General features: G+C 43.5%; 13 protein-coding genes. 4 read left to right on the plus strand and 9 right to left on the minus strand.

What is annotated here, in order from left to right; translation table 11 throughout:
• Nucleotides 1-13: 13 nt before the first annotated feature.
• The 6 genes from FQV28_RS09195 to FQV28_RS09220 all read right to left on the minus strand — a co-directional run bounded on the left by FQV28_RS09195 (nt 14) and on the right by FQV28_RS09220 (nt 6,912).
• The gene (locus FQV28_RS09195; RefSeq protein WP_146495770.1) at nt 14-868 is read right to left on the minus strand and encodes a polysaccharide deacetylase family protein; all 855 of its coding nucleotides are present in this window, start codon (nt 866-868) and stop codon (nt 14-16) included.
• A gap of 223 nt (nt 869-1,091) precedes the next feature.
• Entirely contained in the window at nt 1,092-2,501 is a 1,410-nt protein-coding gene (gene lpdA / locus FQV28_RS09200; RefSeq protein WP_146495772.1) for a dihydrolipoyl dehydrogenase, read from the minus strand.
• Between the two features lie 4 nt (nt 2,502-2,505).
• Nucleotides 2,506-3,891 carry a dihydrolipoamide acetyltransferase family protein gene (locus tag FQV28_RS09205; protein WP_146495774.1) on the minus strand — a complete coding sequence of 462 codons (1,386 nt, stop codon included), beginning with the start codon at nt 3,889-3,891 and terminating at the stop codon, nt 2,506-2,508.
• A 28-nt stretch (nt 3,892-3,919) separates the two neighbouring features.
• Entirely contained in the window at nt 3,920-4,897 is a 978-nt protein-coding gene (locus FQV28_RS09210; RefSeq protein WP_146495776.1) for an alpha-ketoacid dehydrogenase subunit beta, read from the minus strand.
• Nucleotides 4,898-4,900: 3 nt separating this feature from the next.
• Complete coding sequence (pdhA, locus tag FQV28_RS09215) at nt 4,901-6,013, minus strand: pyruvate dehydrogenase (acetyl-transferring) E1 component subunit alpha (protein ID WP_146495778.1); 1,113 nt, start codon at nt 6,011-6,013, stop codon at nt 4,901-4,903.
• Between the two features lie 260 nt (nt 6,014-6,273).
• Entirely contained in the window at nt 6,274-6,912 is a 639-nt protein-coding gene (locus tag FQV28_RS09220) for a YkyA family protein (protein ID WP_146495780.1), read from the minus strand.
• A 144-nt stretch (nt 6,913-7,056) separates the two neighbouring features.
• Here FQV28_RS09220 and def point away from each other — a divergent pair, with 144 nt between their 5' ends.
• Nucleotides 7,057-7,623, plus strand: a complete 567-nt coding sequence (gene def / locus FQV28_RS09225) for a peptide deformylase (protein WP_146495782.1) — start codon at nt 7,057-7,059, stop codon at nt 7,621-7,623.
• A gap of 15 nt (nt 7,624-7,638) precedes the next feature.
• Here def and FQV28_RS09230 read toward each other — a convergent pair whose 3' ends face one another.
• Nucleotides 7,639-8,409 carry a Cof-type HAD-IIB family hydrolase gene (locus FQV28_RS09230; protein ID WP_146495784.1) on the minus strand — a complete coding sequence of 257 codons (771 nt, stop codon included), beginning with the start codon at nt 8,407-8,409 and terminating at the stop codon, nt 7,639-7,641.
• 278 nt (nt 8,410-8,687) lie between these two features.
• Here FQV28_RS09230 and FQV28_RS09235 point away from each other — a divergent pair, with 278 nt between their 5' ends.
• Together FQV28_RS09235 and rnjA are read left to right on the plus strand one after the other, a co-directional pair.
• Nucleotides 8,688-8,900: a DNA-dependent RNA polymerase subunit epsilon gene (locus FQV28_RS09235; RefSeq protein WP_146495786.1), complete on the plus strand. Its 213-nt coding sequence runs from the start codon at nt 8,688-8,690 to the stop codon at nt 8,898-8,900.
• Between the two features lie 2 nt (nt 8,901-8,902).
• Entirely contained in the window at nt 8,903-10,570 is a 1,668-nt protein-coding gene (rnjA, locus tag FQV28_RS09240; protein ID WP_146495788.1) for a ribonuclease J1, read from the plus strand.
• 40 nt (nt 10,571-10,610) lie between these two features.
• On the opposite strand, the gene FQV28_RS09245 is transcribed toward rnjA, so the two are convergent.
• Nucleotides 10,611-11,270 (minus strand): potassium channel family protein, encoded by a 660-nt coding sequence (locus FQV28_RS09245; RefSeq protein ID WP_146495790.1) that lies wholly within the window; start codon nt 11,268-11,270, stop codon nt 10,611-10,613.
• 115 nt (nt 11,271-11,385) lie between these two features.
• On the minus strand, nt 11,386-11,682 hold the full coding sequence (locus tag FQV28_RS09250; RefSeq protein WP_146495792.1) for a hypothetical protein: 297 nt from the start codon (nt 11,680-11,682) through the stop codon (nt 11,386-11,388).
• A 286-nt stretch (nt 11,683-11,968) separates the two neighbouring features.
• Between FQV28_RS09250 and FQV28_RS09255 the strand changes: the two genes are divergently transcribed.
• The gene (locus FQV28_RS09255; protein ID WP_146495794.1) at nt 11,969-12,508 is read left to right on the plus strand and encodes a helix-turn-helix domain-containing protein; all 540 of its coding nucleotides are present in this window, start codon (nt 11,969-11,971) and stop codon (nt 12,506-12,508) included.
• The last annotated feature ends 14 nt before the right edge of the window (nt 12,509-12,522 follow it).

A 12,522-nucleotide genomic window follows, 5' to 3' on the forward strand; every position in this document is an offset into this window, starting at 1 on the left:
CCGGGCCGTTTTATTATTCCACACCTTCAATTTTAGACGGATCAATAAAGCTATAGCCTTTTTTGCTTAAGCCGTCAATTATGTCCGGCAGTGCTTCGGCAGTCCATTCACGGTCATGCATTAAAAGATTGGCACCGTTTTGCAAAAACTCAGAATTGACCATGATATCGGTCAATGCAGCTGCATCCATATACTGCTGTTCCCAGTCATAGCCATATGTCCAGTTCATAAGCAGCATACCTTCTTCTGCAACAAGCTCTCGGCTGAAGTCTGTATTGGCCCCCTGCGGCGCACGGAAGAACTTCGGCTTTTCGCCAATTGTTTCCTCAATTGTCTTGCTGACAGCCAAAATTTCCTCACGCTGTTGTTCTTCAGAAATAGTTGGCAGGATGGCATGCGTTTCCGTGTGATTGCCAATCGCAAAGCCCATATCGTGTATTTTCTTTAATGTTTCTTTTTCCTCATCCGTATCCAAAAAATGGCCATTAACAAAGAAAATAGCGGGAATGCCCTTTTCTTTCAGTGTTTCAGCCATTTCGAGCGACCGCTTATCCGGTGCATCATCAATTGTAATGAGGACAGCTTCTTCGCTCGCGCCATTGACAGGCTCGAATCCCCAAAATGCCGGATTAAGCTTATACTCTGGTTTTTCAGCCTCTGCTTTCGCTTTCGCTTCTGCTTCTGCTTCAGCTTTTTCTCTTTCAGCTTTTTCCGCAGCTTCTTTCTCAACTTTCTCTTTTTCTGCAGCCGCTTCCGTTTCTTGCTGCTCCACAGATTCGGCCGGTTCTTCAGCAGACTGAGCATCGCTGCTGCATGCTGTCAGTAAAGCCAAACTTGCAGCAGCCATGAAAATTTTCATATGTATCATTGTTGCATCACCATAGCCCTTTCGAAGTTCAGTTTAGCATAAATCAAGCATTTATTACATATAATAGCAGGAGCACAACGAACAAATAGAGCCTGTCACTGCTGATAGAATACCGATTGTTTAGAAAATTGACAAGCTATTCTTCGTGCACAATAAAAATTAACTTTTTTGCAGAATAAATAAACAAAAAAAGAAGCCGCAAATTTTGCGGCTTCTTTTCTACTTATTTAAGGATGTGGATTGGTGCTCCCATTGCTACTTCAGCAGCTTCCATCGTAACTTCAGCTAATGTCGGGTGAGCGTGGATGGTCATTGCGATATCTTCAACAGTCATTCCTGCTTCGATTGCAAGGCCAAGTTCAGCGATCATGTCTGATGCGCCAGCTCCAACGATTTGAGCGCCAAGAAGCAAACCATCTGATTTGCGTGAAACCAATTTCACGAAACCTTCAGTTGCGTTCAATGAAAGCGCGCGCCCATTAACGCCGAATGGGAATTTAGCAGCACTTGCTTCAAATCCTTCAGCTTTTGCTTGCTCTTCAGTCAAACCGACGCTAGCAAGTTCTGGGTCTGTGAAGCAAACTGCAGGGATTGCCAAGTAATCGACTACTGATGATTCGCCAGCAATCGCTTCTGCAGCAACTTTCCCTTCGTATGATGCCTTATGTGCCAATTGCAGACCAGCAACAACATCACCAATTGCATAAATGTTCGGGATGTTTGTACGGCACTGCTTGTCGACGTTGATCAAACCGCGTTCGCCAAATTCGACGCCAACTTCTTCAAGTCCCATCTCATCTGTGTTCGGACGGCGGCCAACAGTCACCAATACATAGTCAGCGTCAACTGTTTTTTCTTCTCCGCCTGCAGCATAAGTAACTGTAACGCCTGTTTCAGTTTCTTCAACGCCTTTTGCAGAAGCATTTGTAATAACTTCAACGCCTTTTTTCTTCAAACCTTTTTTAACGATAGCTGTCATTTGCTTTTCAAATCCAGCCAAGATATCTGGAGCGCCTTCAAGAATCGTTACTTCAGAACCCATATTAGCATATGCAGTTCCTAGTTCCGTTCCGATATAGCCGCCGCCGATAACTACTAGTTTGCCCGGTACTTCATCAAGATTCAAAGCGCCTGTTGAGTTGATGACGCGTTTAGAGAATTTGAATGTCGGAATTTCTACAGGGCGTGAGCCAGTAGCAATAATCGCATTTTTGAATTTATACGTTTGAGCAGCGTTTTCAGTGATGACACGAATCGTATTCGTATCTACAAAGTAAGCTTCTCCGCGTACGATTTCAACTTTGTTGCCTTTTAACAGCGATTCAACACCGCCAGTCAATTTTTTAACAACACCGTTTTTGAAAGCCTGGGCTTTTTCAAAGTTAAGCGTAACTTCGTTTGCAACCACACCCATATCATCTGAATGCTTTGCTTCTTCAAAACGGTGGCCTACTGAAATCAGCGCTTTTGAAGGGATACATCCAACGTTAAGGCACACGCCGCCGATGTATTCTTTTTCAACGATCGTTACTTTTTGACCTGTTTGTGCAGCACGGATCGCTGCAACATATCCGCCAGGGCCTGAGCCGATGACGAGCGTATCTGTTTCAATTGGGAAATCTCCTACTACCATAAGTTTACGCCTCCATTAATAATAGTTCTGGTTCGCTCAACAAGCGTTTAATGTGGTTCAATGCATGCTGTGCAGTTGCTCCGTCGATCATGCGGTGATCGAAGCTCAATGATAATGCTAACACAGGAGCCGCTACGATTTCACCGTTTTTAATTACCGGCTTCTCTGCAATGCGTCCGATTCCAAGAATTGCAACTTCCGGATGGTTGATAACTGGCGTGAACCATTGTCCACCGGCAGATCCAATATTGGTGATTGAACATGATGCGCCTCTCATTTCGTTTGGAGACAATTTTCCTGAACGGGCTTTTTCAGCCAGCTCGTTGATTTCAGCGGAAATCGAGAAAACAGATTTACGGTCAGCGTTTTTAACAACCGGCACTAATAAGCCTTTGTCAGTATCTGCCGCGATGCCGATATTGAAGTAATGTTTTTGGATGATTTCGCTTGTTGCATCATCGAGTGATGTATTTAATGCCGGGAATTCGCGCAACGTGCTAACTAGCGCTTTTACCACGTATGGCAAATACGTCAACTTGATTTGTTTTTCAGCAGCGATATCTTTGAACTTTTTGCGGTGCGCAACAAGTTCTGTAACATCCACTTCATCCATAAGAGTTACGTGTGGTGCTGTATGTTTCGAGTGTACCATCGCTTTAGCGATTGCTTTACGGATTCCAGACATCTTCTCGCGAGTTTCTGGGAATTCGCCTTCTGGAACAGGAGCAGCTGCTGCAGCTTTTGGTGTTTCTTCTTGTGCTGCAGCCGGAGCTTCCGCTTTCGCTTCTTCAGGAGCAGCTGCCGGCTGTTGGCCGCCATTCAAGAACGCTTCTACATCTTCTTTTGTGACGCGGCCATTGTTGCCTGAACCCGAAACTTGCTTGATGTCAACATTCTGTTCACGAGCAAATTTGCGTACCGATGGCATTGCGATGACGCGTGCATTTGAATCTGTTTCAGTTTCGACTTGAGGCTGAGCGCCGGCTCCAGTGTTTCCTACATTCGGGACTTCTTCTTTAACAGGAGCTTTGTCGACTTTTTGGCTAGACTCAGAAGTGCCGGATTGAACCAATTCTTCTGTGCTTTCTTCAACTTCTTGGACGTTGCCATCCTGTCCAGCGTGGCTGCCTTTAAATTGGATGTCATCTGCGCCTTCTGCATCGATGCGAACCAATACGTCTCCGACAACTGCTACAGTTCCTTCTTCAACAAGGATTTCCAGAATCTTTCCTGTCACTGGCGAAGGCATTTCAACGACCGATTTGTCGTTTTGCACTTCAAACAGAATGTCATCCTCTTCAATTGTGTCTCCAACTCCAACGAACCATTTTACGATTTCACCTTCATGAATACCTTCTCCGATATCCGGTAAACGAAATTCAAAAGCCATTAGTTTCACCCTTTCTTTTACGCAACTATTAGAACGTAAGAACTTTTTTCGCTGTTTCTACTATATCCTTCGAGTTCGGCAGCCAAACTTGTTCAGCTTGCGAGAATGGGAAGATCGAATCCGGTGCTGTAACACGCAGTACCGGCGCTTCCAAACTTAAGATAGCGCGGTCCATGATTTCAGCCACGACGCCAGCAGCAATGCCGCCTTGTTTTTGTGCTTCTTGAACGACCATTGCGCGTCCTGTCTTCTCAACAGAAGCGATGATTGTTTCGATATCCAAAGGCTGAATAGTACGAAGGTCGACGACTTCCACTGAATAGCCTTCTTTTTCAAGTTCTTCAGCCGCTTTCAAGCTTTCTTGGACCATAGCGCCGTAAGTCACGATTGAAAGGTCTTTTCCTTCGCGTTTTACGTCAGCTTTTCCTAACGGAATTGTGTATGACTCTTCAGGCACTTCTTGACGGCCTGAGCGGTAAAGTTTCAGATGCTCCAGGAAAACTACCGGATCATTGTCGCGGATTGAAGAAATCAACAAACCTTTTGCATCGTACGGAGTTGATGGAACAACCACTTTCAAACCAGGCTGTGAAGTCATCAAACTTTCCAACGAATCGGCGTGCATTTCCGGTGTATGGACACCGCCGCCAAATGGTGAACGGATCGTTACAGGTGCGTTCAAGCTGCCGCCGCTGCGGAAACGCATGCGAGCCATTTGCCCATTGATCGAATCCATTACTTCGTATACGAATCCGAAAAACTGAATTTCAGGAATTGGACGGAAACCTTGCAAAGCCAAGCCAATTGCAAGGCCGCCAATACCAGATTCCGCAAGTGGTGTATCAAATACACGATCTTCGCCAAACTCTTTTTGCAAACCTTCAGTAGCACGGAAAACTCCGCCGTTGTTCCCGACGTCTTCACCGAAAACTAGAACGTTTTCGTCGTTTTTCAACTCTGTTCTCAGAGCGTCCGTAATCGCTTGAATCATCGTCATTTGTGCCATTGCTTACTTCGACTCCTTCGCTTTGTAGATTTCCAACTGTTCTTTCACGTTAAACGGAACATCTTCATACATGATTTCCAACATATTTGTAACAGTTTGTTTTGGTGCGCTGTCAGCTTTTTTGATAGCCGCTTTTATTTCATCTTTCGCTCTTTCAATTACTTCGTTTTCTTTCTCTTCGCTCCATAAGCCTTTTGCTTCCAAGTATTTGCGGAAACGTACGAGCGGATCTTTCTTTTCCCATTCGCTGTCGATATCCGAAGTACGGTAGCGAGTCGGGTCGTCCCCAGCCATTGTATGCGGGCCATAGCGATAGCAAAGCGTCTCGATCAAAGTCGGGCCCTCGCCTTTTATTGCGCGTTCACGTGCGTCACGTGTCACTGCATAAACCGCTAGTGGATCCATGCCGTCAACCAATACTCCAGGAATCCCTGCAGCTACTGCTTTTTGGGCAATGGTTTTTGCAGATGTCTGCAATTCACGCGGAGTTGAAATCGCGTACTGGTTGTTTTGTACGATGAAAATTGCTGGTGCGCGGTAAGATCCGGCAAAGTTGATGCCTTCATAGAAGTCGCCTTGTGAAGAACCGCCATCTCCAGTGTAGGTAATGGCAACCGCTTCTTTTTTGCGTTTTTGCATGCCAAGCGCAACACCGGCAGCTTGAATGTACTGTGCCCCAATGATGATTTGCGGAGGCAAAATGTTTAGGCCTTCAGGCATTTGGTTGCCCATGAAATGTCCGCGTGAGAACAAGAATGCCTGGTGCAGCGGCCAGCCGTGCCAGATCAATTGCGGCACATCACGGTACCCCGGTAAAATGAAATCTTCTTTTTTAAGAGCAAATTGAGAAGCCAATTGAGAAGCTTCTTGTCCAGCAGTTGGAGCATAGAAGCCAAGTCGGCCTTGGCGGTTCAACGAAATAGAACGTTGATCCAAAATTCTTGTGTATACCATACGGCTCATTAATTCCTGAAGATCTTCATCCGATAGTTTCGGATCTGCCTCTTCATTGACAATTTCGCCTTCTTCGTTCAAAACTTGGACCATTTCAAACTTTTCTTCGATTGAGTGAAGCGTTTCCACTGGATCGAACAACAGTGATTTTTTCTCAGCCATAAAAGCAACTCTCCTTTTTATCTGTATTAAAATTATACTATTAATTTAGTAATACAATTGCATTTCCTTACTCAGTATACGTTAGTAAATTTACATGGTCAATCATAGCGAACCTATAATTATCAAGGATTGCTTAATATAAAGCTATTCCTTCAAATAAAATCTGTATCAGTAGATTCTCTTGGCCTGTATTATAAAACAGTTCTCTTGTATCCCATCTTTTATAGCACAGAAAAAGCAGCCTATAGGCTGCCGTCTCCTTACTTTTCAGCTAATTTGTCAATTGTACTATTTTTCAATTCATTAAACTGTTCTGTTTGTTCGTTGAACACTGTAACAGCTTCCTGAACTTTTGCGTTTTGTTCATTTACTTCTGCCGTCTTTTCTTGAAGCATGGAAAGATCGGTTTCCTCATTGAGGAGCATCTCGTACAATTCTTTTTGCAGATTGGTCAATTCTTCATAAGCAGCAGAAAACTCGGCATGCGAATTAAAACGTTCTTGCATTTTTTCCTTTAGCGCTGTCAAATCTGCTTTAACACTATCTTCTTTCGCTTCTTCGATAACTGTATCGATTTCTTTGAAAGTTTCTTCGGCATTGATCATAGAGTCTTTTTCCTTCTCAAGAAGAACCAGCCTTTCTTCTGCTGAAGCCAATGCTTCTTCTGCTTGGGCCTTTACTTCATCTTGCTGCTCTTGAGTAAGAGCCATGATCGACTCAAATAATTGCTGCTCGTTTTTCTCCAGCTTTTCCATTTCACCTTGGGTGTTTCGATAGTCTTGTTCCGCTTCAAACGTATCTTTCAGCACAGTATCCAGTTGTTCACCAGGAGTTGGTCCTGAACAGGCGCTTAAAAGCAATGCACTTGAAAACAATGTAATCATCATAGTCCTTTTCAATCAAAACCCTCCTTACATACATGAATTAACTATAGTCTTTCGCCCAAAAAAACACAACTGACTCTCTAGGTTTTTTTCTTTCTCCTTCGCTTTTATTGCGCTATACTAATGGGAATGGCAAGACCAATGAAAGGATGAAACAACTTGATACTTATGAAAGACATTATTCGCGAAGGCCACCCAACTCTTCGCGTACGTTCAAAAGAAGTTACATTTCCACTATCCGAAGAAGACCGAAAACTCAGCGAAGATTTGCTGGAATATGTAATTAACAGCCAAAAAGATGAAATGATCGAAAAATATGATTTACGTCCTGGTGTCGGGATTGCTGCGCCTCAAGTCAATGTGCCGAAACGCATATTCGCCCTCCACTTTGATGAAAATTCCGGAGAAAACTTAAGCCTGATTGCGATAAACCCGAAAATTGTCAGCCATTCTGTTGAAAAAGCTTATTTATCAGCAGGAGAAGGCTGTTTGAGCGTGGACCGCCCTGTACCCGGTTATGTTCCTCGTTATGCCCGTGTTACAGTCAAAGCGTTTGACCTTGAAGGCAAGGAATACAAGATGCGCTTGAAAGGATTGCCGGCCATTGCTTTTCAGCATGAACTGGACCACTTGAACGGCATCATGTTCTTTGACCATATCAATCCGAAAAATCCGTTTGCCGAAATTGAAAATGCCATAGCAATAGATAGAGCTTCGGGGGAATAATCCCCGAAGCTCTTTTTAAATCAATCCGATATGGCGGAATGCTTTCGCCAAGCCATCGTTGTCGACGTGATCCGTTACATAGGAAGCCTGTTTCTTTGTTTCTTCGGTTCCATTTCCCATCGATACACTAAAACCTGCCGTAGCCATCATTTGGACATCGTTCAAACCATCTCCAAACGCGATAGTGTCTTCGATCGAGTGCCCTGTTATTTTGATCAGCCGTTCAATGCCGCGCGCTTTCGTGCCGCCTTTTGGCACGACATCGCACGAAACACGGTGCCAACGGATAAAGTCCATATCCGTAAACGTCTCTTTGTATTGCGGCTCTTCTTCTTGCTCACAAAACAATAAGGCTTGGTAGATATCGTTTTCCAAATGAAAATCTTCAATCATGGCTGGATGAGAATATTTTAATGTCTTGATGCCTTCATCAATATCCGGATGATAATCGATGCTCGATGCCATTTTTTCATGTGTCAAAAAAACAATCGGATGGTCCCGTTTTTCCGCGTATTCAACAATATCGGAAAGTGTTTTAGGATTGAGCGCTTCCCTATAAATCGGCTCACCTTGATGAACTATGTACTGCCCATTAAATGTAATATACGTATCGATTTTAAGTTCCTCTAATACTTTTTTCGCCATAAAAGGGCCTCGACCGGTAGCAATGGCAAGTTCATGGCCATTCGCCCTGGCTTCAAGGAGCGCCTCTTTCGCTGATGACGGCAATTCTTTTTTCGAATTCAGTAAAGTTCCATCAATGTCCAATAGCAATAATTTTCCCATTTCTCATTCTCCATTCTTCTTCAGTTTGCAGCCAAATGCTGACCTGGTTTACTTTTTTCTGAAAATACAGTATACTATGTACAAGGAGTGATTAGCCATGTTAAAGCGTTTAAAAAGAAAACTTGTTAGACAGCTTAATGGCATCATGAACAAAAAGAAAATTGCATAATTTGGTAGCCCTCCATGATAAAAAGGAGGGCTATTCTTTATTTTAAAACAATGACATGATAATATAAAGAAAGTGAATTTATTTGAACGTGGAAAAAGGAGAGCAAATTATGATTTTTAAAGTTTATTATCAAGAAAACCGTTTTGAGGTACCAGTTCGCGAAAACACTAAGAGCCTCTATGTTGAAGCATCTACCGAGCGTGAAGTGCGCCAGCACTTGAAAGACCGCAACTATAATATCGAGTTTGTTCAGCTGCTTGAGGGCAGCCACTTGGAATATGAACAAGCGAGCCAAAATTACGAAGTTGAGAGCATCAACTAAATATGAAATTCGTAAAAAATGACCAAACAGCTGTTTTCGCACTTGGCGGACTGGGCGAAATCGGCAAAAATACGTATGGCGTCCAATTCCAGGATGAAATCATCCTGATTGATGCCGGCATTAAATTCCCGGAAGACGATTTGCTCGGAATCGATTACGTTATTCCGGATTACACGTATTTAGTTAAGAATATGGATAAGATCAAAGGCCTTTTCATTACCCATGGCCACGAAGACCACATCGGCGGTATTCCTTACTTGCTGAAAAAAATTAACATTCCTGTTTACGGCGGCAAACTGGCCCTTGGCTTGCTTCGCAAAAAGCTTGAAGAACATGGACTTTTGCGCCAAACAAAAATGACCGAAATCGAAGAAGATGACGTCATCAAGTTCCGTAAAACAGCAGTCAGCTTTTTCCGCACTACCCATAGTATTCCGGATGCTTTTGGCGTTGTCGTTAAAACGCCTCCCGGCAATATTGTGCATACAGGCGATTTCAAGTTCGACTTTACGCCGGTCGGCGAACCAGCTAACTTGCTGAAAATGGCACAAATCGGCAGCGAAGGCGTCTTGTGTCTGTTATCTGACAGCACTAATGCTGAAGTTCCGAATTTCACCATGTCGGAACGTAAAGTTGGAGACACAATTCGGGACATTATGAGAAAAGTTGATGGGCGCTTGATTTTCGCGACGTTTGCTTCAAACATATATCGTCTTCAGCAAGTGACGGATGAAGCTGTAGCACAAGGCCGCAAAATCGCAGTTTTTGGCCGCAGCATGGACAATGCCATCACAATCGGCCGCGAGCTTGGATATATCAATGCACCGGAAGATGCCTTTGTCGATACACAAACCTTGAATCGCCTTCCAGCAAATGAAGTATTGATTCTTTGCACAGGTTCACAAGGTGAACCGATGGCTGCCCTTTCACGCATCGCCAACGGTACACATCGCCAAATCCAGATCCAGCCGAACGATACGGTCGTTTTCTCGTCTTCCCCGATTCCGGGCAATACGAGCAGCGTGAACCGTACCATTAACTTATTGTTCCGCGCTGGAGCAGATGTTATCCATGGATCGCTCAACAACATCCATACATCTGGCCATGGTTCGCAAGAAGAGCAAAAGTTGATGCTTCGATTGATCAAACCAAAGTACTTTATGCCAATCCACGGTGAGTTCCGGATGTTAAAAATGCACTCTCAACTTGCCATTGATTGCGACGTCCCAGAAGAAAATACGTTCATCATGGAAAATGGCGAAGTTCTTGCTTTAGGCCAAGATGAAGCTTCAGTTGCAGGCCGCGTTCCTTCCGGAGATGTTTATATTGACGGCAGCGGCATCGGCGACATCGGCAACATCGTGCTGCGCGACCGCCGCATCCTCTCTGAAGAAGGCTTGGTTATTGTTGTAGTATCCGTTGACATGGAGAAGAACAAAATGGTGTCAGGACCAGATATCATTTCCCGCGGCTTTGTGTACATGCGCGAGTCCGGAACAATGATTTATGAAGCGCAGCAAATGCTGAACCGCCACCTGAACAAAAAAATCAACGGCAAAAACACCGAATGGGCCGAGCTGAAAAGTGAAATCTCTGACGTGCTTGGACCGTATTTGTATGAAAAAACAAAGCGCCGTCCGATGGTATTGCCGATCATCATGGAAGTTTAAGTCATACAAAAAGGAAGCCCCGATATCGGGGCTTCCTTTTTTAGTTGAGGACTTTTTTTTCAAAACGATTGATGTCGGCATCGGAGCCGATGATGATTAAAATATCTTCCAATTGGATTTCCATATCTGCTTGCGGCGATACGATAATGTCTCCGCCACGTTTGATGGCGACGATATTGATGCCGTACTTTGCGCGTATATCGAGTTGGATCAATGTGTATCCGGACAGTTTTTCATTGGCGCGGATTTCCATGATGGAATGCTCATCGGAAAGTTCCAGATAATCCAGCACGTTATTCGATAACATATTGTGGGCAATCCGAATCCCCATATCACGTTCTGGATGGACGACATGGTCCGCTCCGATTTTGCTTAACACTTTTGCATGATAGTCATTTTGGGCTTTTACTGTGATTTCTTTTACACCAATATCCTTAAGCATCAATGTTGTCAAGATACTCGCTTGGATATTTTCGCCGATTGCAACAATAACGTGCTCAAAATTTCGGATGCCAAGAGATTTCAGCACAGCTTCATCAGTCGTGTCCGCAACGATTGCCTGAGTGGCAATTGTGGCAAACTCATCCACACGCTCTGAATCTTTGTCGATCGCCATCACGTCAGCATCTTGTTCGATCAATTCTCTGACAATGCTCCCGCCGAAACGCCCCAGTCCAATTACTACAAATTCCTTTTTCATTGTGCTTCCTCCACATCCTTTACTACTTCTATTTTACCTTACTTCTCTTCCCGTAAAAAAGGAATAGTTTTACGTATTTAAAGTTGCGTGTTCTACACAAAATAGAAAACCCGCCTTATCGGCGGGGATCCAAAGGCCTTGTCGGCCGATTTTCGCAATATTCGCAGCTGCTGTCACTGCATTGTTCTTCACGCCATTCGTTGCATGTTGCACAGTAGCTAGCATCAAACTCATCATCAAATGTAAGCGCGTCTAAGCATGTATGGCAATACGTATGGACTTCCATCCAATTGATAAATTTTTTATTGGCAACTAAATAAAGGCCTTGTTGGTCTTGTTTATAATTCATGATTGAAGATTTTCGGATTACCCTTTTTGTTGGGTCCAGAAAAAAATTCATTTTCCCGTTCAAGCGGATCACTCCCAAAGTAATGGTTAAGCTTCTTTTAAAAGCACCTCTATCATAATAGCATCAAAAGTTGAATTTGCGGCAAAAATACTTTATGCCGTCCCTCTATAATAGAGATTTTTGAAGAAAAATTGCAATAAATATGAACAGATTTGCAAAATATTTTTTCATCTGAATAATAGCATTTTGTTTGCAAGTTAAAACACTCTTAAAGTAAACTGTAAGTATATTTTAACTAAACTTACTTGCTTGAAAGTTTACTATCAATAAACGAATCGAGGAGAAACGGATGCAAATCGGAGCGAAGATAAAGCGCCTGCGTTTGAAAAACGGATTGACCCAGGAAGAATTAGGTGAACGGACAGACCTCAGCAAAGGATTTATTTCCCAGTTGGAAAGGGATATGAACTCGCCTTCCATTGAAACCTTGTTTTCTCTATTAGAAGTTCTTGGGACCAGTCCAAAAGAATTCTTCGATGATGAAGAGGATATGAAAGTCGTCTATTCGGCTGAAGACCATACCGTTCACATTGATGAGGACGCTGGATATGAAATCGACTGGCTCATCCCCACTTCCAATAAGAAAGAAATGGAACCGGTATATTTGACCCTGCGAGAGAAAAGCCAATTCAGAGCATTTGAACCTTCTTTAGCAGAAACCTTCATTTACGTAATTGAAGGAAAAATCCGTCTGATTTTAGGTGAAAATGAATATTTCGCTCGTACTGGTGATTCAATCTATTATTCCGCTTCGCATAGCCACCGAGTAGTCAATGAACATGCCGGAAAATCCGAATTGATCGTTGTTGCCACACATTCATATTTATAACGCAGGAGGGAACT

The organism is Planomicrobium sp. CPCC 101079 (assembly GCF_007859275.1).
Taxonomy (GTDB): Bacteria; Bacillota; Bacilli; order Bacillales_A; family Planococcaceae; genus Planococcus.

Excerpts from the sequence above, each read along its gene's own strand:
- FQV28_RS09255 (WP_146495794.1), top strand. The coding sequence starts at position 11,969 with ATGCAAATCGGAGCGAAGATAAAGCGCCTGCGTTTGAAAAACGGATTG.
- FQV28_RS09245 (WP_146495790.1), bottom strand. The coding sequence starts at position 11,270 with ATGAAAAAGGAATTTGTAGTAATTGGACTGGGGCGTTTCGGCGGGAGC.
- FQV28_RS09195 (WP_146495770.1), bottom strand. The coding sequence starts at position 868 with ATGATACATATGAAAATTTTCATGGCTGCTGCAAGTTTGGCTTTACTG.
- rnjA (WP_146495788.1), top strand. The coding sequence starts at position 8,903 with ATGAAATTCGTAAAAAATGACCAAACAGCTGTTTTCGCACTTGGCGGA.
- FQV28_RS09210 (WP_146495776.1), bottom strand. The coding sequence starts at position 4,897 with ATGGCACAAATGACGATGATTCAAGCGATTACGGACGCTCTGAGAACA.
- FQV28_RS09230 (WP_146495784.1), bottom strand. The coding sequence starts at position 8,409 with ATGGGAAAATTATTGCTATTGGACATTGATGGAACTTTACTGAATTCG.
- FQV28_RS09235 (WP_146495786.1), top strand. The coding sequence starts at position 8,688 with ATGATTTTTAAAGTTTATTATCAAGAAAACCGTTTTGAGGTACCAGTT.
- pdhA (WP_146495778.1), bottom strand. The coding sequence starts at position 6,013 with ATGGCTGAGAAAAAATCACTGTTGTTCGATCCAGTGGAAACGCTTCAC.
- lpdA (WP_146495772.1), bottom strand. The coding sequence starts at position 2,501 with ATGGTAGTAGGAGATTTCCCAATTGAAACAGATACGCTCGTCATCGGC.
- FQV28_RS09205 (WP_146495774.1), bottom strand. The coding sequence starts at position 3,891 with ATGGCTTTTGAATTTCGTTTACCGGATATCGGAGAAGGTATTCATGAA.